This window comes from Paenibacillus sp. Y916, assembly GCF_056786435.1.
On the sequence record NZ_JBXCJA010000014.1, the window covers coordinates 65,830 to 87,643 of the forward strand.

The window sequence follows — 21,814 nt, forward strand, 5'->3', positions numbered from 1 at the left end:
TCCTCAGTGGTGTTTGTTATGACGTATGAGATATTGGCTGTATTCAAATATCCGTTCTAATGATTTTTTGCGAATATGTGATTCATCAAATTTCATTGGCCGTGCGTTCGCTTCGAAGAACCAGACTTTTCCGAAGCGGTCGAGTCCGAGATCCATGGACATTTCTCCAAGGTTGAATTGAGATGCTCTTTCAATCTGCCGAGCAATAATGAGAGCAGTTGTTTTTATTTGACTTATTTTCATAGACGACATATCCGATCCAAAGAGTGTAGAGATCAGTTTAGTAGGACTTTCAATCGTTCCACCACGCGGCACATGAGTCGTTATACTTTTTAATCCAGCCATTCTAGCTCCAACACCTGTAACTCCCCATTGACCTTTGCCTGTCTTTTGTAGCAAAATTCGTAAATCGAAGGGGCGATTATCTACCGTTGCCAGTTGGATTCCCTGCTGAACAATATAAGGAGAACTACCTGTTTCTTTCTTAAGACGAACCCAGAGCCTTCTCATGCTAGCCGTTTTATAGGTGATACTTGATCTACTATTTTGGATTTTTAGCCTATATGGCAATGATTTTTCTTTTTGGATTTTCAACATCATAATGCCCTTACCAGCTTTTCCGCTTTCAGGTTTCAAATATAAATAGGGTTGTTTATCAATAATACTGGAAAGTGATACCTCTCCAACTAAGCGTTTCGTCTTGGGCACTAAATAATCAGTGGACTTAGAAACCTTGAGCCATTCGAATAGATCCCATTTATTAAAGAAATAAGGATTGTAGAAATGAATACTCGGATGCTCTAAATAGCTTTTTATTTTACTTTGTACCCAAGGCTTCTCCTCATCTTCACGCATAGGAATTCGGTTGTAGATGACCTGTGGTAGGGGGAACTGTTGTGCCTCCCAATCTTTGTTATTGGCCTTTAGTGTATATCCTTTAACTGTGGGTGAGGTTAACTTTAAATCACGCAGTGTAACCACATAGACAGGGAAGCCCATTTCTTTCCCTGTCCGGACGATATCCATAAAATTAGCATGATTGCCCCGGAAACCTCTTATGGAATCGGGCATGGTCAGTATGGCAACAACCGGTTTAATATCTTCAGAATTCCGGCTGTTCACTGGCTTATCCTCCTACGAAACTTACTGAGATACAGACAATGCTCCAAGATATGCTCGATCGAGGCTTTCCCTTCATTCTTTAGTGACGGATGATGGAATATGGATCTACCTGGTTTAGCGTTCGCTTCGAACATCCAAATCTTCTCATCTTGATCAATTCCTATATCGAATCCAATTTCACCAAGCAGATGTTGATGGTGGAATTCAATAGCCTCGGCAAGCGCTATAGCAACTTGTTTTGCTTGCTTGAGCACTTCGTCTGAACGTGACCCAAAGCTACGGCTTAGTGCCTGTTCCGGAGTCAAGAGAGAGCCACCACTTTTCAAATGTGTGGTCACGCTACCCCGACCAGCCTTTTTGGCACCAATGCCGACAACAACCCATTGGTTATTACCGTTTTTATGCATGTGGAAACGGAAATCAATAGGACAATTGTCGATCTCTATTAAACGAATCCCTTGTTGAATAACATAACCTTGTAGTATTCGACCATGTTTTGAGTTCAGCATACGCATGAGACTATTGAAATTACTGAAACGAAGGAGAACATTTTCTTTGTTCTTGCGATAGCGTACGAAATAGCCACGTTTGGGTAAATAAGTAATCCGATAGATTCCATTACCCAGACTCCCACCGGAAGGTTTGTAATATACAAATTGATGACGCTGCAACATATCTTTCAACATCTCAGTACTTGGGTTCATATGGGATTCAGGAACGTAACGGTTAACTGTATTATCATTTTCAAGAAGAGTATATATGTCTGATTTATTAAAAAAGCTCCAGTTAAAGAAAGGAATTCTTTTGCGACCGAAACGATCTCTCAATTGGCTGATGGATGCTGAGGTTTCTGCCTTACGACTCGGTAGTCTATTGTAGACCACATCCGGAAGGGGGACCGTTTTACGGGTGAACACGCCAGCATCTGAAAGAAAGTATCCGCGAACGGTCTCCTGCTGCCAATTAATATCTTTAGGAGTGAATGCAAAAACATAGGCTTTCTTACTTCCTTCCCTAAGCAGTTGTTTGATGAAACCTGTTCTAGAACTAAAAGGTCGCGTGATTGAGTTGCTAGGTCCGTCCGAAAGAATACCAATTAAGGGTCCAAGTTGAAATTCGTTTTCTTGAAGATTACGAAGAAATACTCCCCCTGATTTGGGGATGTGAATAACATTTCGAATTCCAGATCCTAAATAGAGATGGTTACCATCTTTCTTTATAGATCTGACGCGTGCAGGAACAACCTCTTTCCCCAAGCGAAGCTGTATACTTTTTTTGTTGGAGAGTTTGAGGCTTTTCATTAAATTATTTGAAATGTAGACGACTTTCTCGGGTTGTTGTGAAAAGTGGACATTGCAAAAAGTCAAACTCATGAATTTACCCTCCTAAGTTGTCGAAGCAATAAATAACGAGCGTAGCGGATTGGATTCTCAGTAGCGAGAATTGCGATTGTCTGATCCTCGACGTGTTCAAAAGAGGAGCGACCTGGTTTAGAGTTGGCTTCAATAATCCAAACATTTCCTTTTGGATCGATACCGAAATCGATACCAAGCTCACCCAATCGACCGAAATTGCTCTCAAGGATTGGCGGAATATCATTCGACAGTTTATGAAGAATAGTCATGATATGCTCAGCTAAAGTCGCTCCATATTCCCGATCCAAGAATGGAGGGACTGGTCTAGCCGTCCCACCTCCGTGTAGATTGGAAGTGACTCCGCCAAGTTGGCCTTGTCGTACTGCCATGCCTGTGAGCATCCATCGTCCTGCACCATTTTTTTGCATGAGTGCTCGTATATCAAAAGGATGACCTTGTTTATTGGATAAATGTAAATAAGGCTGAATGATATATGGACGATGATGAATGAATTGGTGAATCCATGCTAGGGCTTCAGTGACATGATCAAAGATTTGGATAAGTTCTTTATTATAGCGATCGCGCCCTCTAATCATTAATCTGTCTTTACCAGGGGATATTTGTACATGTAGAGTTCGTTTCCCTTGTGAACCTGCTTGTGGCTTTAGAAACACCTGGCCTTGATACGATTCTAAGCAGGTGATCAGAGATTTAGGACCTGAGTAATAAGTGGTGGGTGGAAGATAGGGAATTAAAGTAGAGCTAGCTTTCAACTTGTTGTATACTTGCCATTTCCCAGGTAATCCTCTGGCCCACAATAGCGATTGATTCTGTGTTCCAGATAAGGTAAGTAGCTTAGATATCATTCTTTTTTCTGTTCCTTGTTTATGAAAGCAACGATCGTATAACAAATCAGGGATAGGAACAATGACTTTCTTCCAACCTCCACTCCCATAAACATAGCCACTCACTTGATGATGAAAAAGTTTCATCGTCCCAGGGATCAAGACAACGACGGATAATCCGTATTTGGCACCTGCCTGACTTAAGCGACGGCAGTAATGTTGTTCTGAGAAAGGCTGGTGTCCTGATCTGTCGCTACATAGAATGCCAAGTGAACCAATGTGTTGAGGAGTCATGATTAACAGCTCCTTAAAATCCAGATAAAAAACAACAATATTGTATGAGTTGTTTGACAGATGGTCGAACTTTTTGTTCATTAAGTGGTGTATTATCATTTTTGGAAGGCTTAGAATTGACTTCGAGCAGCCAGATACGCCCTGAAGTATCCATGGCTAGGTCAATTCCCAACTCACCAAAATGGGCAGGTATGCTGTTATCAAGACTTTTAGCTATTTGCATAGCGGCTAATTTCAGATTCGCGTGAGCTGAATTTTTGGCGGTCAGTGGCATATTGCTTTTCATAACAGCTTCTTTCACATGGCTAAGGCTGCCACCCCTAGCTAAATTGGATACAAAGTGATTTCCTCCAGCTATGCGTGCCACAATAGATGTAATACTCCATTGGCCGCTACCATTTTTTTGTACTAATGCACGAAAGTCTACTGGGTGTTTACCATGGTCAATCAGAGTTAATCCTTGTTGAATTTGATAACGTGTGCTTTTCATTTTCCCTGAAATACTATTGAATAGCTTAGGAAGAGTGGGATACACATTTTTGTGAGTACCGCCTAATGTAGTGGATAATGTTTGGAATGTACCGTCAGATTGCTTAGAGACACGTATAATACCCTTACCTAGACTGCCTCTAACGGGTTTGAGAAACACGACTGGATACTGCGTACACATTTTCTTCAGAATATTATATCCATTTAATAAATAAGATTCAGGCATGTAGCGTTTGAGATTTGACTCTTTTTTTAATGCATCGAAAACTTCGGTTTTGTCTAGAAATTTTTCGTTGAAAATGTGACCACCATGTAAGGATTTTACTTCCCTCATAAAATGCTGTACGCTTGGTTTATTCTCCAATTTTCGCGAAGTCAGACGATTGTTCACGACATCAGGGATTGGCATTTGAGTCATGCGCCAGCCATCATCATAAGACCAGCCTTCCATGCTGCTGGAATTGGATGTGATATGATTTGGGGTGAAGAAGTAAACATATGCTCCTTGCTTTTGGCAGGCATTGACTAGCTCACGACAGAACATTGAGATAGAACCAAAGGGGTTATTAGGCGTATTCGGGAAATCACGACTGATCATGATACCGATGAGCGGACCTAATCGTAGCGTTCGGCTCCCAGCATGATAATTGATTCTTAAAACCGGTCGAGATGATAACCCCATTTGCTTAGATAACGCTGCACTGATTCGTAGGCCGCTATACTTTGGTATCGAGATGACGATAATCTCCTGTTTAAAGGAACCGAATACCAATTGTAAAGGGCGATCTGTGGGTATTTTCCACAGTTTGATTAACCTCTCACCCAACATGATTGCGTTCGCCTGCACAATGCCTGGTTTGAATAGTTGGATCGATATCTTTTTTGTGGACATCGTGAGTCTCCTTCCAACAACAACTTGATGTCATAAGTCATATTTGGACTGTGCATATTGCATGTAATTCATCATATGAGGACATATATCCCTTGGTGATTGACCATTTCTCAGAATTGGAGAGTAATTTTAAAGGAGGAACAAATAATGAACATTTATGACAAGGCCCATGATTTAGCAAAAGCACTTAAGGATAGCCAAGAGGTACAGGAGATCAATTCGGCTATGAGTTTGATTGACAAGGATCCAGAAGGGAAAGACATGCTTGAAGATTTCCGTAAGCGTCAAATGGAACTTCAGCAACAGATGATGACTGGTGAGATGCCTGCTCCAGAAGAAATGGAGAAAATGGAGAAGGAGTTCGAAGTGCTTAGCTTGAACTTAAATATCCGTCGTTTATTTGAAGCAGAACGTCGGTTGAGCGTTATTATTGAAGATGTGAACAAGATTATTACAGATAGCCTTCAGCATTTATATGGCGGATCAAATATATAATATCAGCTTCTCTTAAATTCTATTCATATTGTATTTGCTATCTTCATAGACTAGATATATAGATTTAGAAATGAAGGAGTTGCATATGGATGAAGAAGGGAAGAAAGTTCGTGCATGTCCTGTACATGCTACTTGCTTTAGCGATGTTATTGTATGCTTTACCTATGATTACGTTCAGTAGTGGGGATGTTTGGATATCTGCGTTCGGAGTAGTGTGGGTTTTATTCGCATTCCTAGTCATTGCTGCCCATTGGCATGTTATTCTCGGCGTAGATGAAGAGAAGAAGAAAGCACTTGAGCGGATAAGACAAGCTAAGTTTCAACAATGGCAAATGAAGTGGTCACAAGAGACCGAGAGAAACGAGAGTATGTAGTTGTTATGCGCTAATAATACTAAGTATTTAATAGAGCGGGGTTGTCCAAAGTCATTGAAATGGCTTTGGACAACCCCGTTATTTTAACAAAAGAGAAAGTATAATTTTCTATGGGAAACACCTCGTGTAGTGGCATCATGGAGAGTAACCGCGTACAATTCCTAACAGAAATAGCAGCCTCTATTCTGCCTAAATCGTCACTTTTGGAATTCTAACGGAAGTGAGTGACCTTATTTGGCCTTTTTCTTGGGATTTGAGCTGTTAATACGCATATAGAGGTCTGTATTTCCGTTAAATTTTCATTTCAGTGTTTTTTCGTGGAATAAGGTCTCTGGCTTCCGTTAGAAAGGTTAGAAAGTCTACCGCCGGCGAATAAGTGTCTAAACAACACTTAAATTAGCGGAACAGGTTGGCTAGCAAAAATAGGTGCACGAATGACATCTAATTTCCTCGAAAACTCGGATTTTCCCCATTTTCCTACTTTTAACTACCACTTTTACATCTATTTCCTCACCTTTCGCCCTTTCCGACCTAATAGATACATGTTATGTAGCTATTTGATGAACCTACCATAGAAACTGCTTATTTCTTCATTTTTCATAGTTCACGATGCATGATATAATAGGTACAGAATAGTACAGATTATAGTGCGGGGGTGTAACAGTTGGAGAGTCGAGACGATACGATCACGAAACATGAACAGTTGCTCCAATACATTGAGAGATTAAAGGTAGGAACGAAGATATCGGTACGTAAACTGGCTAAAGAAATGGGGGTCAGCGAGGGAACCGCTTATCGTGCCGTGAAGGAAGCTGAGAATCTCGGAATAGTTATTACTAAGGAAAGGATAGGTACCATTCGGGTTGAGAAAAAGCCACGTAACATATCTGAACAGTTAACCTTTTCTGATGTGGTGGAAATTGTAGAAGGCCAAATGTTAGGTGGAGCAGATGGACTTCATAAAAATCTTCACAAGTATGTTATTGGTGCGATGAAGATTGATGCGATGGCAAAGTATATAGACGCAGGGAGTCTTTTAATTGTTGGAAACCGTGACAATGCACATTTGCTGGCACTTAAGCAGGGGGCGGGTGTACTCATAACTGGAGGATTCGGAATTAGCCGTGAAGTAAAGGTATTAGCTGATCAGCTCAATCTACCTATTTTCTCTTCACGTCATGATACATTTACTGTTGCTTCAATGATAAATAGAGCTATTTTTGATAGAATAATAAAGAAGAAAATAATGATTGTTGAAGATATTGTGGTCAATAAACCCAAAATTAGCGCCCTCAAAATATCAAGTACTCCCGAGGAATGGAGAGCACTTGCTAAGCAAGTTGGAGAAGAGAGGTATGCAGTCACAGATGAATGGAATAGGGTGATCGGTATCGTGAACCTGAGGGATATTGAATGCTTAACGGAAGGGCAATCGATCGAAAAGGTACTCATTCGAAATCCTATTACAACTAGTTTGCAGACATCTCTTGCATCCGCAGCACAACTAATGATGTGGGAAGGGATTGATTTCTTACCTGTTGTCGATCGCAATCGGAAGCTGATCACAACCATTAGACGTAAGGAAGTTCTACAAGCGATGAGAGATGCGCAGCAGCATTCGCAGCTAGGTGAGACGTTTGATCAATTAATCTGGAATGGAATTGCTGAGGAGCGGGATCAGGAAGGACGATTGTATTTCCACGGCTTTATTACTCCTCAAATGGCGACTGACCTGGGTACTATTTCGGAAGGCGTATTAGCTACAGTGATGACCCAAGCCGCATTTAAATACACGAAAGATATTTCGGGAAATGATTATGTGTTAGATAATATGTCTACTTATTTCTTGCGACCGGTTCAGATAGAAGATCAGATTGTTATCGTTTCTAAGTTATTAGAGATGAGTCGGAGAACATGCAAAATAGAAATTGAAATGTCTCATGATGACACATTAGTCTGTAAAGGCGTCATGACGCTTCAATCGATTGAACATGGCTAAAATTATTTTTGAACAGGTACTCTTACTTAGATAGGTTGAGCTTTGGATTTCTGCTGCACATAATGTTTGCGATTCCGTATGCCTGCGAATAAATTGAATACACCGAGGACCATGAATAATGCCTCTACAATGACTGCGGGTGTAGATCCCTGGAATACAAACATAAAGGTGATGGATAATATGATGAGCATGAATCCCATCAATATATTGGTAATAGCGCCAAAGAGTCCGCGATCGATTGGATCAGAGGAACGGTGTGAACGTAGGCTGTAATATGCTGAAGTAATGCATGTTGCGACCAATAATATCATGAGAATAGTCTTAATTATAGAAATCATTACCTTCTATTCACTCCTTAACAAATGATAATTTTGCTTGTATTGTACCATAAATGAGAGACTAACGGACAGGAATACTAATACTAATCCATATTTGCAACACACTATCTGCGAGTAGCATCGTTTTGATCTGAATGACGTAATCTTTCTCACGAACAAAGTAGGATTTACGATCGAGAAGTGCTCTAGTTAGTTTACTATCGGTGTCGATCTCATACACACTTCTACCACGTAACACCTCTACATCTTTTCCAACTTTAAGTAAGATCTCCTTCACAATCAAGGAATCGAGAGGGGGGTCTTGTTGCTCAGCACGTATCTTTATTTCTTTGATCACCGTCTGCTGAGTACTATATTTTTTTAATGTTTTGTTATCCTCTTCGAATTGCTTCTTCTGTATAAGTAAGTCTTGATTCTCAAGCCAAAGCTGATTATAGCTCGCATGAAAAATAGCATTATATAGGATACTACCAATGACTATTCCAAGTACGAGAAAAGCAGTTAGTTTTGAACGAAACATAAGAGTTGGAGGGATTCGCATCGTTATCGCCTACCGTTGCATATCCATTTGACTAATTCGCTGCCGGCGTGAGCACCTAGAAAAGCGAATAGAAGAAAGAGAATCTGTTTGATTGCAGGTGATAGATTACCGATGAAGAAGTTGCTTTCGATGACGCGCATAGGATCGATCGTTCCACCTACAGCCGCTGCTAATGCCCAAATCTTAATTCGATCAGCAATATCAAGCATAGTTTGAGTGGGAGGTTGTAAGGAAATGACAGCCCCCATGCCTCCAACCAAGGCACCCCCGAGCACAATACCGAAGGCGATGAAGAAGTCTAAAATCGCTTTTGATAAAAAAGTACTCATAAACCCGTCCCCTCTCTTGAACAATGGTTCGTATAGCGCTTGTCCTTTTTATTTCAATATAAATATCGTTTATACTTGCTGTTACCCATTCTATGGGCGTTCCCTATAGGAATATGATAAAATAAGAGAAAGTCTTTTAAAAAAATATTGAACTAGCGATGAAAGGGAGGGCGAACATGGCTTCATTTGTACATCTACATGTTCATAGTGAATTTAGCCTCCTGGACGGAGCCGCACGTATTACGGATCTCGTGCAACAGGCTGCTGATTTAGGAATGAAGTCGTTGGCTCTTACTGATCACGGGGTTATGTACGGTGCAGTTCCGTTCTATAAGGCGTGTAAAAGTAAAGGTATCAAGCCCATTATAGGCTGTGAAGTTTATTTCACCTCGGGTTCTCGTAAAGAGAGAGGTAGTCGAAAGGATCAGCCGATCTATCATTTAATACTGTTAGCTAAGAACGAGATAGGCTATCGAAATCTGATGAAGCTATGCTCTATTGGACATTTGGAGGGCTTTCACTATAAACCACGGATAGATTTGGATGCACTTCGAAATTACAATGAAGGAATTATATGTCTTAGTGCATGCTTAGGTGGCGAAGTGCCACAACAATTACTACATGGTCGTTACGAAGAGGCGCGCAAAGCAGCGCTTCGCTACAAAGATATATTTGGTGATGATTTCTATTTAGAACTTCAGGACCATGGGATATCAGAACAGAAGAGGGTCAATCCTCAGTTGCTCGAGCTTAGCAAAGAGACAGGTATTTCCTTAGTGGCGACTAATGATGTACATTATTTAAAGCATGAGGATGCCGAGATGCAGGATGTTCTTATCTGTATCGGAACAGGAAAGACCGTAGATGATGAGCAAAGACTACGAATTCCGACAGACCAGTTATATTTCAAAAGTGGGGAGGAAATGGCCCGCTTATTTCCTCATGTTAAAGAGGCTTTGGAGAATACGAATCTTATTGCTGACAAATGTCAGCTCGAGCTTGAATTTGATCGTTCAATACTGCCACAGTATAGCCCACTACCCGAAGGGATGAGCTCGGAGCAATATTTACATGCGTTATGTTCAGAAGGGCTTATAGCGCGTTATGAGAAGTCAGACAGATGGCAGAATGCAGATGGTAGACGAGAGATAGAAGAAAGACTTTCCTATGAGCTTGGAGTCATTGGCAGCATGGGATTTGCTGATTACTTCCTTATCGTGTGGGATTTCATTGCGTTCTCGCATAAGAATGGGATTGCAACAGGGCCTGGTCGTGGATCTTCTGCTGGAAGTATTGTAGCCTACGTGCTGAAGATCACGAATGTGGATCCTATGAAGTACCATTTGCTCTTTGAACGATTCTTGAATCCAGAACGGGTGACGATGCCAGATATAGATATCGATTTCAGTGACGAGCGGCGAGATGAAGTGATTGAGTATGTGGTAGATAAATATGGTCGAGAGCATGTAGCTCAGATTATCACTTTTGGTACGATGGCTGCGCGAGCTGCGGTTAGGGATGTCGGAAGGGCACTGAATATACCCTTTGGGGATGTGGATAAAGCGGCTAAGCTAATTCCTAATCAACTTGGTATTCGTATTGACAGAGCGATGGAAGTAAGTGCTGATCTAAAGAAATTGTACGATGCTAGTGGTAAGACGAGAGAGATGCTGGACATGGCAATGAAGGTAGAGGGAATGCCGCGACATTCGTCTACACATGCGGCAGGTGTCGTTATTTCACGTGATCCTCTAACAGATGTTGTACCTTTACAAGAAGGTAGTGAGAAGACAGCGCTCACGCAGTATTCGATGGAGATTCTGGAGAGTATCGGTTTGCTGAAGATGGACTTTCTAGGACTTAGAACTCTTTCGATCATTGAACGTTCGATGAAATGGATTGGTGAAATGACGGGGAATACTCCGAATTTCGATCATATCTCAGATGATGATTTACAGACGTATGCCATGCTTGGACATGGAGATACAACGGGTGTGTTCCAGTTAGAATCAGCCGGTATGAGACGAGTATTGAAGGAGATGAAGCCTTCAACATTTGAAGATATTATTTCCGTTCTTGCTCTATATCGCCCAGGTCCGATGGAGTTTATCCCGAAATATATTCAAGCGAAGCATGGTCTGTTGGAAGTGGAATATCCACATGCAGACTTGGAGCCGATCTTGAAAGATACATATGGCATCATTGTGTATCAAGAACAGATTATGAAGATTGCATCCACGATGGCAGGATTCTCACTAGGTGAATCAGATCTACTGCGTCGTGCTGTTTCGAAAAAGAAGCGGGAAGTGCTGGACCGAGAAAGAAGTCATTTCGTAGATGGAAGTATGAAACAGGGTTATACCGGAGAAGAAGCTAATCGGGTCTACGATATGATTGTGCGTTTCGCTGATTATGGATTTCCACGAGCGCATGCTGTAGCCTACGGAGTACTTGCATTCCAGACGGCTTATCTAAAAGCTCATTACCCTGCTCAGTTCATGGCCTCGATGTTGACAGCTGTGATGGGGAATCATCGGAAAGTAGCTGAGTATGTGCTTGAATGTCGGAGGATGGACATCGGTGTGTTATCTCCTGACGTTAATGAAAGTGGCGTGCTCTTCACACCTGTTCCAGCAATGGGAGAGGGAGACAGTCCTACTGATAAGTTAGGTTCTGATCATATCCGGTTCGGGTTAGGCGCAGTGAAGAACGTAGGTACCCAAGCGGTGGAGAATATTCTTCTTATGAGGCAAGACAAGCCCTTCGAGAGTCTTCTTGATTTCTGCAGACGAATTGACCTAAGGGTATGTAACAAAAGAGTTATTGAATCACTCATCCAGGCGGGGGCCTTTGATTCCTTACCTGGACATCGTGCTCAAGTGTTAGCTATGTTAGATGAAATCGTTGATGCTGCAGTGAAGTGGCGCAAGGAGCGCGATGATTTGCAGATTCAAATGTTTGATTTCGTAGAGAGTGCGAATTGGGATATTGCTTATCCTGATATAACGCCATTTACCGCAGGACAGCAGCTTGAACTGGAACGCGAATTACTCGGATTATATTTGTCTGGACATCCACTTGACGATTATGATGAATTGTTAGATCAGATGACGATGGTTGACCGTCTAATGGATCTTAGTGAACTACCAGATGACACGCGGACAGTTGTTGTTGGGATGGTTGTTTCCATTAAGACAATAACGACTAAGCAAGGAAAGGCTATGGCATTCATAGAGTGTGAAGATCAGATTGAGCGCTGTGAGGTTGTCTTATTTCCTGAAGTGTGGAGACGTAGTTCTGCATGGATTGAGAAGGGTGCTTTACTTGGTCTAAGAGCTAGAGTGCAACAACAAGATGAAGGATTTAAATTGCTTGCGGAGGAAGTTGTACCTCTAGATAGTAAAGGGTTAGTGCAGTTAGTGAAACGTAACAGCGTCGTTCTGAAAGGGAGTGAGCAACCATTAGGGAAGACTGCTTCACAGGGGCGAACCTCGAATACAGGGGCGAAGGTAGGTCAACATGAAATTTCGAGTGAGCCGAAGGTTATCGAAGAAAACTCGAAGCCTACGACTGAACAACGTGTATTCGTAAAGATTGGTCATCATGCGGAGAATGCACAGCTATTGACTGGATTGAAAAAGTTGCTTCAGATGCATCCGGGTACGGTTGCGACGGTACTCTTTTATGAACAAAGTCAGAAGTTGCTTGCATTAAGTGATAAATATCGAATTAAACCGTCCCCAGAGCTGTTTAAGGTGATGGAACAAATGTTAGGTGAAGGTACAGTACGAATGAAATAATTGTGAGAGCCAATTATATCCAATACTATTTCTTGCGGTTAAAAAGATAAATATGGTATCATGGGTTCATTATATGTACTTAGAATTTGAGTGTAGGGGGCTTTGCGAAAGTGTGGACGGTTATTTATATTGCACCTACCGCTAAGTTTGCAGAAATGATCGAGACCAAATTAACAGAAGAAGGTTTCTTGGTTCGTGCACGTCCCATTAATTTGTCCAAGCAGCAGTTCGAAATTCAGGTTCCTTCTAGGGAACTTGAGGAAATTCAGGAAGTTCTGAACACTATTCTACATCCTTTAACTTAATACAATCAATAAATGGTGTATAATAGAAGATTATCGGAAAGAACGGCCAACAAATTAACGGCTGGAGAGGTGTAGTTGTGTTTAAAGACATATTTCAGAAAAAAAGAAAATACGCGACCATTCCTTCAGATCGTGTGGGACGTGACAATAGCCCAGAGGGTGAGCGTCCGAAGCGTGAAATTCCGGAAGGCCTTATGAGCAAATGTGCTAAGTGTGGTATCATTCAGTATAGTAAGGAACTGGAGAAGAACTTGAAGGTATGTACTTCTTGTGGATATCATATGCGTCTAAATGCTATGGAACGAATCCAGATTACTTTGGATGAGGAAGGCTTTGAAGAATTCGATAGCAACATGATCTCTGTGGATCCACTGAAATTTCCTGGCTATGCAACCAAGTTAGAAGAGCAAGCGATGAAATCAGGTTTGCGTGAAGCTGTTGTTACCGGACAAGGAACTCTTTCTGGGCTTCCAGTAGTCGTAGCTGTTATGAGTTTTGATTTCTTTAGTGGAAGTATGGGATCAGTCGTTGGTGAGAAAATAACACGTGCGATTGAGATCGCAATGGAACGACAATTGCCTCTCATTATTTTCTCTACCTCTGGTGGTGCTAGAATGCAAGAGAGTATTCTTAGTTTAATGCAGATGGCCAAAACAAGTGCTGCACTCGCACGCTTTAATGAACAGGGTGGTCTATACATTTCTGTCATCACCGATCCAACAATGGGTGGTGTTTCTGCTAGCTTCGCCACACTCGGAGACATTAATATAGCAGAACCTGGAGCTGTATTTGGGTTTGCTGGACGACTCGTTATTGAACAGACTATTCGTCAGAAGCTTCCTGATGAATTCCAAACGGCCGAATATAATATGGCGCATGGACAATTGGATTTAGTGACACATCGCAAAGAAATGTGCGGAATGCTTGCTAAGCTTATTGAATTTCATACGATGAAGGGGGAATTTTAAATGGCTGCGGAGATGCCCTTTGAATTACCTCTCGTAGAGATGCGTAAAAAGATCGATGAGTTGTATGTGTTCGGACAGGAAAAAGGTATTGATTTCACGGATGAGATTTCTAAACTTGAGGAACGATATATGAAGTTGGAAGAAGAAATCTATTCCAGTATTTCAGCGCCTCAAAAAATACATCTTGCAAGACATCAACAACGGCCAACATCATTAGAATTAATAGAACTTATTTTCACTGATTTTGTTGAATTACATGGAGATCGTTTATTTGGTGATGATCTTGCTATTGTTGGTGGAATTGCGACATTGAATGGTGTTCCTGTAACGGTATTGGGACAGCAACGAGGCAAGGATACGAAAGATAATATTGCACGATTCTTCGGGAGCGCACACCCAGAGGGCTTTCGAAAAGCATTGAGACTTATGAAGCAAGCAGAGAAGTTTAAACGTCCTATTATTACATTTATTGATACAAAGGGTGCTTATCCGGGTAATGCGGCTGAAGAGAGAGGCCAATCTGAAGCGATTGCTCGAAACCTCAGAGAGATGTCTATATTAGGAGTTCCTGTTGTCTGTGTCATTATTGGGGAGGGTGGTAGTGGCGGAGCACTGGGTATGGCTGTAGGTAACCGTGTTCTCATGTTAGAACACGCGATCTATTCTGTTATTTCCCCGAATGGTGCTGCTTCCATTCTATGGAAAGATGCAAGCAGGGCTGATCAAGCGGCTGAGGCGATGAAAATCACGGCTGAAGATCTGCTGAAGTTTGAAGTGATTGAAGACATTATCTCTGAACCCAAAGGTGGGGCTCATAGGGATTATGAATTAACAGCACAGCATATTAAGGAAAGCCTGTGTAAGCATCTGAAGGAGCTCTCCGTTATGGATAGCCAAGAGCTGAAAGAAGATAGATATTTAAAATTCAGGAAACTAGGTCAATATACATTTGAACCTATTACCCCAACTGAGAATGTGAACGCCCAAGTCACAGAAATTGAGTAATGTGACAAAGTTACTATACAAAAGCTTCATAGTGTAGTAAATTAAGTAGTTGAAAAGAAGATAAAGAGAGATCTTAAAAAACGGAGGAAACATAATGCGTAAAACAAAAATTGTATGTACAATCGGTCCGGCAAGTGAATCGTTAGAAAATATTAAGAAATTGATTAATGCAGGTATGAATGTAGCTCGTCTGAACTTTTCTCATGGTGATTTTGCTGAACACGGAAATCGGATTAACGTTATTCGTCAAGCTTGTCAAGAGTTAGGAAAGACAGTGTCAATTCTTTTAGATACGAAAGGCCCAGAAATTCGTACAGGTACACTTGGAGTTGATTCAATTGAACTAGTACAGGACGAATTCATTACACTAACTACTGAGGAAATTTTAGGTGATAAGAACCGTGTTTCGATTACTTATGCTAATCTTCCAAATGACGTAGAAATTGGATCGACTATTCTGATTGATGACGGTTTGATTGGTTTAACGGTTGTCGAAATTAAAGGAACAGAAATTAAATGTGTCATCGTTAACGGTGGTACAATTAAGAGCAAGAAAGGCGTTAACGTACCAGGAGTTCGTATTTCTCTACCAGGTATTACAGAGAAAGATACTGCTGATATCATTTTTGGAATTGGACAAGATGTCGATTTCATCGCAGCTTCGTTCGTTCGTAAAGCGAGTGACGTTCTTGAAATTCGTGAATTGTTAGAAAAACACAATGCAGGTCACATCAACATTATTTCTAAGATCGAAAACCAAGAAGGTGTCGATAATTTAGATGAAATTATTGCTGTTTCTGATGGGTTGATGGTTGCACGTGGAGATCTAGGAACAGAAATTCCTGCAGAAGACGTACCATTGGCACAGAAGAGCATGATTGCTAAATCGAACCGTGCTGGTAAACCAGTCATTACAGCTACGCAAATGTTGGATTCTATGCAACGTAATCCACGTCCAACTCGCGCTGAAGCAAGTGATGTAGCAAACGCGATTTTTGACGGAACGGATGCTATTATGTTGTCTGGTGAAACAGCTGCTGGTAAATACCCTGTGGAATCAGTTCTTACGATGTCTCGTATTGCTGAGAAGGCAGAGTCAGCTTTGAATTATCGTGAATTATTTGCGAAACAAAGCACATTCCAAGAAACAACAGTTACGGATGCAATTAGCCAAGCAGTTGCTATTACTGCGATGGATTTGAATGCTAAGGCTATTATCTCTTCGACTGAGACAGGTCACACAGCTCGTGTAGTAGCTAAATACCGTCCAGAAGCTCCTATTATTGCTGTGACGACAGAAGATCGTACGATGCGTCGTCTGACTCTTACATGGGGAGTGACACCTGTTAAAGGCCAATTGGCTTCCACAACGGATGAAATGTTTGATTATGCCGTTCAAGGTGGTCTGAACTCAGGTATGGTTAGCGAAGGAGACCTTGTTGTTATTACAGCAGGTGTACCATTGGGACGTTCAGGTTCTACGAATCTTATTAAAGTAAGTGTAGTTAATAAAGCTTAATTCTTTAATTCAGTGGGCGATATGAACTGAATGTTAAATAGATGAAGTGACGGTCTAATACAATTAGATCGTCTTTTCTTTTCAGTAATATCTACTAAGGGAGTCCGTATTTGCTAAACTGGATAATTGTTTGTGAGTATATTATGCTTATTAAACATAATCTGAAGGGGAAGGTAACTAAGGAGGGTTCCTAGAATATGTGGAAATGGGCATGGGGAATTATAGTCGTTATTATCATCATTGAGGTATACTTGTTTAACTTGGTTGTTGGAAACTTCGGGGGAACCAAATCGCTACTCCTTACGTTATTTACTTCAGCAATTGGACTGGTTATGATGCGTTTTGAAGGGAGAAAAGTGTTACAGGATGCTCGCTTACAAATGAATAGCGGTCAAATTCCTGGGAGAACTTTGGTTGATGGATTAAGTATTTTTATTGGGGGAATCTTATTAGTGCTGCCCGGTTTCCTTATGGATATTGTCGGCTTCAGCATGATATTCCCACTAACTCGTCCAATCTATCGTATTCTCATTTTGAGATGGCTGAAAAGTAAGATGAAGAACGGGAACATGAAGGTGTATAAAAGGTAAAAGATAATATCTCGTAATAGCAACAAGAAATTGGTTATAAATACGATAAAACATTTTAATGTAATAAATACGTCGCATGATGTTCACAAATCAGACAATTTCCAGTATGATGGTAGAAGGTTTGTTTTTTGCGTTTTGATTTATATTATTTTCATTTAATGTTATGTAAATGTTTTCATTGTTGTAGACAGCTACTTATAAAATATGTTTTTTACAAAGGAGAGACGTACGATGACAGCTACCAAAGGATTAGAAGGTATTGTTGCAGCAACCTCTACCATCAGTTCAATCGTGGATGGTGTACTTACATATCGCGGCATTGATATCGATGATTTAGCATTACATGCCAGCTTTGAAGAAGTGGCTTACCTGTTATGGTTCGGTAAGTTACCCAATGTACAAGAGTTAAGTGATCTGAGACAAGATCTAGACACTTTCGCACCAATTCCGCAATTATTAATTGAACAAATGAAATTATATCCTAAAGATGTGAACACAATGGCTACTCTTCGTTCTGCGGTATCTGCTCTTGCTTTGTACGATGATGAGGCGGATGACATGAGTCGTTCCACGAATGAGAAAAAGGCTATAAGACTACAGGCGCAATTGCCTACAATCGTGGCAGCACTCTCACGTATTCGCCAAGGTAAGGAACCAATCGCACCTCAGAAAGGTCTATCCATAGCGGAGAATTTTCTGTACATGCTAAGAGGCGAACGACCGGATGAGACTTCTATCAAGGCATTGGATCAAGCGCTCGTGCTTCATGCTGATCATGAACTGAACGCTTCTACATTCGCTGCGCGTGTAACGGTGGCGACGCTCTCAGATATATATTCAGGTGTTACTTCAGCGATTGGTGCCCTGAAAGGCCCATTGCATGGTGGAGCAAATGAAGCTGTTATGAGAATGCTAGATGAGATTGGTGACATTGATCAAGTTGAGAGCTATATTCAAGAGAAGCTGAATAATCGCGAGAAGATTATGGGATTCGGTCATCGGGTATATAAGAACGGAGATCCGCGGGCGAAATTCCTGCAGAAGATGTCACGTGATCTTGGTGAGATGAAGAATGACACTAAACTCTATACCATGTCTATAAAGATAGAAGAGATGATCACTGGACAAAAAGGTCTGAAGCCAAACGTCGATTTCTATTCTGCATCTGTATACACACAACTTGGTATTGAAAGTGAGTTATTTACTTTGATCTTTGCAATTAGTCGAGTATCAGGGTGGACAGCGCATATCCTTGAACAATGGGTTGATAACCGTATTATTCGTCCACGGGCTGAATATATAGGATTAACTGATCAGAAGTATATACCTATTGAATTACGAGCATAAAAGACTTAGTTGTAATCCACGCGAAAAACTAGATAATGCTTACGATCCATGTTTATTTGTGAAGAATAATCATGAAGGAATGCTAAAAAAAAATTTTAGGAGGATACAAAAATATGTTTAAATTAGAAAAATACTCACTACCAACAGAGGGCGACAAGATTGAGATTCAAGATGGGGTCTTAAAGGTTCCTAATTTCCCGATCATTCCATTTATTGAAGGTGACGGAACAGGACGAGATATTTGGAAAGCTTCCAAACGTGTGCTTGACGCTGCTGTAAACAAGGCTTATGGCGGTTCTAAGAAAATTGCGTGGTATGAAGTGTTTGCAGGTGAGAAAGCCTTCAATGCGTATGGAGAGTGGTTACCAAATGATACTCTTGAAGCTATTCGTGAATATATTGTAGCTATTAAAGGACCTTTGACAACACCGATTGGTGGAGGAATTCGTTCATTAAACGTGGCGTTGCGCCAAGAATTAGATTTGTATGTATGTTTACGTCCGGTTCGTTATTTCAAAGGAGTACCTTCTCCAGTGAAACGTCCTGACCTTGTAGACATGGTTATTTTCCGTGAGAATACAGAAGATATCTACGCTGGTATTGAATACAAAGAGGGTTCTGATGAAGTGAAGAAGTTGATCACATTCCTGCAGGATGAAATGGGTGTGAAGAATATCCGTTTCCCAGAAACATCAGGAATTGGTATCAAGCCTGTATCTGAGGATGGCTCCAAACGTCTAGTGCGTGCTGCGGTTGAATATGCGATCGAACACGGACGTAAGAGTGTCACTTTGGTACATAAAGGTAACATCATGAAATATACAGAAGGTGCATTCAAGAACTGGGGATATGAAGTAGCTGAACAAGAGTTCGGAGACAAAGTATTCACATGGGCACAATACGATATTATTAAGGAAAAAGATGGTGAAGCAGCAGCAAATATAGCTCAGGATGAAGCTTTAGCGGCTGGTAAGATCCTTATTAAGGATGCTATCGCTGATATTGCTTTGCAACAGGTTCTGACACGTCCAACTGACTTTGACGTTATTGCTACACTTAATCTAAACGGTGATTACTTATCTGATGCTCTTGCAGCACAAATTGGTGGAATTGGTATTGCTCCGGGAGCCAATATTAACTATTTGACTGGACATGCTATTTTTGAAGCGACTCATGGTACAGCTCCGAAATATGCAGATAAAGACCTTGTTAATCCAGGTTCTGTTGTACTATCGGGAGTTATGTTACTTGAACATTTGGGCTGGAAGGAAGCAGCAGATCTTATTTACAAAGGTATGGAGGCATCCATTAACGATAAGATTGTTACTTATGATTTCGCTCGTCAAATGGATGGAGCTACAGAAGTTAAATGTTCAGAGTTCGCAGATCAAGTGATCAAAAACATGTAATTTATAGGGGGATAATTAATTATGGCTATCAAGCGTAATAAAATATCCGTAGTAGGAGCTGGATTTACTGGTGCAACTACGGCACTTATGTTGGCACAGAAGGAACTTGGTGACGTTGTACTTATTGATATTCCGCAACTAGAGAATCCTACTAAAGGTAAGGCTCTTGATATGATGGAAGCTAGTCCTGTTCAAGGATTCGATAGCCAAATTATAGGTACCTCTAATTATGAAGAAGCAGCTGACTCTGATATTGTCATTATTACCGCGGGTATTGCTCGTAAACCGGGAATGAGCCGTGATGATCTTGTGAATACGAATGCAGGCATCGTGAAGTCTGTTTGTGAGAACATCAAGAAATATGCCCCGAACTCTATCGTTATCATTCTAAGTAATCCTGTGGATGCTATGACTTATGTGGCATATCATGCTCTTGGATTCCCTAAGAATCGCGTTATTGGTCAATCGGGCGTACTTGATACTGCGCGCTATTGTTCTTTCATCGCTACGGAATTGAATGTTTCCGTTGAAGACGTACGTGGATTTGTACTAGGTGGGCATGGTGATGACATGGTACCTCTAGTTCGTTATTCAAGTGTTGGAGGAATACCGATTGATACGCTAATCAGTGCTGATCGTATTGAAGCGATCGTTCAGCGCACGCGTGTTGGTGGCGGTGAAATAGTAAACTTACTAGGTAATGGTAGTGCTTATTATGCGCCTGCAGCGTCCTTGGTTCAAATGACAGAAGCTATTTTGAAGGATAAGAAACGTATTATTCCTGTGATTGCTCTGCTTGAAGGAGAGTATGGATACGATAACCTATTTATGGGTGTACCTACGATTCTTGGTGGCGATGGAATTGAGAAAATTTTTGAACTAGAGTTAACTGCAGATGAGAAGTTAGCATTGGATAAATCAGCAGCGTCTGTTCAGAGTGTTATTTCGATTTTGAGTGAATAATCGAATAAGATATCCATGTAGATTAAAGAATTATAAATGTGACAAAGCTATGAAGAAAGAAACCTCGTTGTTTCGTAATAACAAGGGGTTTCTTTCCTTTTATTATGTTATTAAGGTATACTTGATATGATAATAATCATAGACGAATTTAATGGAGGTTTTTTAATTGGAGAAAATCATGGATTTTGTACATATTTTAGGAGCGATATCTGTTGGGTTCTATCTTCTACTGCCATTCGTAATAGGTAAAATGACAACATTGTCACTAGCCGCTAAAGAAGGTAGTGCTGTGGCTATTCGCAGTTTTAATATCTTTGCTCAAATTGGATTGTTGATCCAATTTATTACAGGCGGTTATTTAATGAGTAAAGGTAGTTATTCTGTAGGATGGATGATTGTCGTAATTGTGCTTATGGTTGCTTTGTTCGCAATTAGCGGAATGATGACTAAACCATTGAAGGCTACCGTTGCAAATACTAAACTAAACAAAGATGTTTCAGCTGAAATTAGCAAGATGCGGATGATGAGTTCCCTAATCGCGGTTTGTTTACTCGTGATGGTAATCTTCATGGTGTATCCAGGAATCATTTAATACAAAGTAAAAAGGAGTGCCTTGTCATTTATGATAATGATAGGGTACTCCTTCTTTTTTGTCCTAATTTCCAAATCAGCTATAATCAATCGAAAAGTAGATAGCGTGGCACTGTACCATTTGGAAGAACACTTATATATGAAGGTCGCTAGAATAAGATGAAATAGTTGCATAAATGGTACTTACTCAGAAGAAAAGGGTAGGTGACGGAATTGTCCTGAAGAAGCGGTAGCGTTCGCCTAC

Annotated in this window: 20 protein-coding genes; 13 read left to right on the forward strand and 7 right to left on the reverse strand. The window is 40.8% G+C overall.

Annotation, left to right across the window (positions count from 1 at the left end; genetic code table 11):
* Positions 1-3: 3 nt before the first annotated feature.
* Genes AC1TO9_RS21500 through AC1TO9_RS21515 form a run of 4 tightly spaced genes read right to left on the reverse strand, consistent with a single transcriptional unit; the run spans position 4 to position 4,997 of the window.
* Positions 4-1,122, reverse strand: a complete 1,119-nt coding sequence (locus tag AC1TO9_RS21500) for a YheC/YheD family endospore coat-associated protein (RefSeq protein ID WP_482060477.1) — start codon at positions 1,120-1,122, stop codon at positions 4-6.
* Entirely contained in the window at positions 1,119-2,495 is a 1,377-nt protein-coding gene (locus AC1TO9_RS21505) for a YheC/YheD family endospore coat-associated protein (RefSeq protein WP_482054388.1), read from the reverse strand. Before AC1TO9_RS21505 ends, AC1TO9_RS21500 begins: the two co-directional genes overlap by 4 nt.
* On the reverse strand, positions 2,492-3,616 hold the full coding sequence (locus AC1TO9_RS21510) for a YheC/YheD family endospore coat-associated protein (RefSeq protein WP_482060478.1): 1,125 nt from the start codon (positions 3,614-3,616) through the stop codon (positions 2,492-2,494). Before AC1TO9_RS21510 ends, AC1TO9_RS21505 begins: the two co-directional genes overlap by 4 nt.
* A gap of 13 nt (positions 3,617-3,629) precedes the next feature.
* Positions 3,630-4,997: a YheC/YheD family endospore coat-associated protein gene (locus tag AC1TO9_RS21515; protein WP_482054386.1), complete on the reverse strand. Its 1,368-nt coding sequence runs from the start codon at positions 4,995-4,997 to the stop codon at positions 3,630-3,632.
* A 147-nt stretch (positions 4,998-5,144) separates the two neighbouring features.
* Here AC1TO9_RS21515 and AC1TO9_RS21520 point away from each other — a divergent pair, with 147 nt between their 5' ends.
* From AC1TO9_RS21520 to AC1TO9_RS21530, 3 genes are all read left to right on the forward strand, one after another.
* Complete coding sequence (locus tag AC1TO9_RS21520) at positions 5,145-5,492, forward strand: YlbF family regulator (RefSeq protein ID WP_482060479.1); 348 nt, start codon at positions 5,145-5,147, stop codon at positions 5,490-5,492.
* An 89-nt stretch (positions 5,493-5,581) separates the two neighbouring features.
* Positions 5,582-5,866 (forward strand): hypothetical protein, encoded by a 285-nt coding sequence (locus AC1TO9_RS21525; protein WP_482054384.1) that lies wholly within the window; start codon positions 5,582-5,584, stop codon positions 5,864-5,866.
* A 664-nt stretch (positions 5,867-6,530) separates the two neighbouring features.
* Positions 6,531-7,865: a DRTGG domain-containing protein gene (locus tag AC1TO9_RS21530; RefSeq protein WP_482054383.1), complete on the forward strand. Its 1,335-nt coding sequence runs from the start codon at positions 6,531-6,533 to the stop codon at positions 7,863-7,865.
* 26 nt (positions 7,866-7,891) lie between these two features.
* On the opposite strand, the gene AC1TO9_RS21535 is transcribed toward AC1TO9_RS21530, so the two are convergent.
* The 3 genes from AC1TO9_RS21535 to AC1TO9_RS21545 all read right to left on the reverse strand — a co-directional run bounded on the left by AC1TO9_RS21535 (position 7,892) and on the right by AC1TO9_RS21545 (position 9,073).
* The gene (locus AC1TO9_RS21535; RefSeq protein WP_482054382.1) at positions 7,892-8,203 is read right to left on the reverse strand and encodes a YtpI family protein; all 312 of its coding nucleotides are present in this window, start codon (positions 8,201-8,203) and stop codon (positions 7,892-7,894) included.
* Positions 8,204-8,264: 61 nt separating this feature from the next.
* Positions 8,265-8,744, reverse strand: coding sequence for a sporulation membrane protein YtrI (locus AC1TO9_RS21540; RefSeq protein WP_482054381.1), 480 nt, complete (start codon positions 8,742-8,744; stop codon positions 8,265-8,267).
* A gap of 2 nt (positions 8,745-8,746) precedes the next feature.
* Complete coding sequence (locus tag AC1TO9_RS21545) at positions 8,747-9,073, reverse strand: YtrH family sporulation protein (RefSeq protein WP_482054380.1); 327 nt, start codon at positions 9,071-9,073, stop codon at positions 8,747-8,749.
* A gap of 176 nt (positions 9,074-9,249) precedes the next feature.
* On the opposite strand from AC1TO9_RS21545, the gene AC1TO9_RS21550 reads away from it, so the two are divergent.
* The 10 genes from AC1TO9_RS21550 (at position 9,250) to AC1TO9_RS21595 (ending at position 21,571) form a co-directional block, all read left to right on the forward strand.
* Positions 9,250-12,873, forward strand: a complete 3,624-nt coding sequence (locus AC1TO9_RS21550; RefSeq protein WP_482054379.1) for a DNA polymerase III subunit alpha — start codon at positions 9,250-9,252, stop codon at positions 12,871-12,873.
* A 110-nt stretch (positions 12,874-12,983) separates the two neighbouring features.
* Complete coding sequence (locus AC1TO9_RS21555; protein ID WP_482054378.1) at positions 12,984-13,178, forward strand: glutamate decarboxylase; 195 nt, start codon at positions 12,984-12,986, stop codon at positions 13,176-13,178.
* 77 nt (positions 13,179-13,255) lie between these two features.
* Positions 13,256-14,146 carry an acetyl-CoA carboxylase, carboxyltransferase subunit beta gene (gene accD / locus AC1TO9_RS21560; protein WP_438349617.1) on the forward strand — a complete coding sequence of 297 codons (891 nt, stop codon included), beginning with the start codon at positions 13,256-13,258 and terminating at the stop codon, positions 14,144-14,146.
* Positions 14,147-15,151, forward strand: a complete 1,005-nt coding sequence (locus tag AC1TO9_RS21565; RefSeq protein ID WP_482054377.1) for an acetyl-CoA carboxylase carboxyltransferase subunit alpha — start codon at positions 14,147-14,149, stop codon at positions 15,149-15,151.
* Positions 15,152-15,245: 94 nt separating this feature from the next.
* Complete coding sequence (gene pyk / locus AC1TO9_RS21570; protein ID WP_482054376.1) at positions 15,246-16,670, forward strand: pyruvate kinase; 1,425 nt, start codon at positions 15,246-15,248, stop codon at positions 16,668-16,670.
* 197 nt (positions 16,671-16,867) lie between these two features.
* The gene (locus AC1TO9_RS21575; RefSeq protein ID WP_482054375.1) at positions 16,868-17,260 is read left to right on the forward strand and encodes an FxsA family protein; all 393 of its coding nucleotides are present in this window, start codon (positions 16,868-16,870) and stop codon (positions 17,258-17,260) included.
* A gap of 231 nt (positions 17,261-17,491) precedes the next feature.
* Positions 17,492-18,607 carry a citrate/2-methylcitrate synthase gene (locus AC1TO9_RS21580; protein ID WP_482060480.1) on the forward strand — a complete coding sequence of 372 codons (1,116 nt, stop codon included), beginning with the start codon at positions 17,492-17,494 and terminating at the stop codon, positions 18,605-18,607.
* A 113-nt stretch (positions 18,608-18,720) separates the two neighbouring features.
* Positions 18,721-20,016, forward strand: coding sequence for an NADP-dependent isocitrate dehydrogenase (gene icd, locus AC1TO9_RS21585; protein ID WP_482054373.1), 1,296 nt, complete (start codon positions 18,721-18,723; stop codon positions 20,014-20,016).
* 21 nt (positions 20,017-20,037) lie between these two features.
* Entirely contained in the window at positions 20,038-20,979 is a 942-nt protein-coding gene (mdh, locus tag AC1TO9_RS21590) for a malate dehydrogenase (protein ID WP_482054372.1), read from the forward strand.
* 166 nt (positions 20,980-21,145) lie between these two features.
* Positions 21,146-21,571, forward strand: a complete 426-nt coding sequence (locus AC1TO9_RS21595; protein ID WP_482054371.1) for a hypothetical protein — start codon at positions 21,146-21,148, stop codon at positions 21,569-21,571.
* The last annotated feature ends 243 nt before the right edge of the window (positions 21,572-21,814 follow it).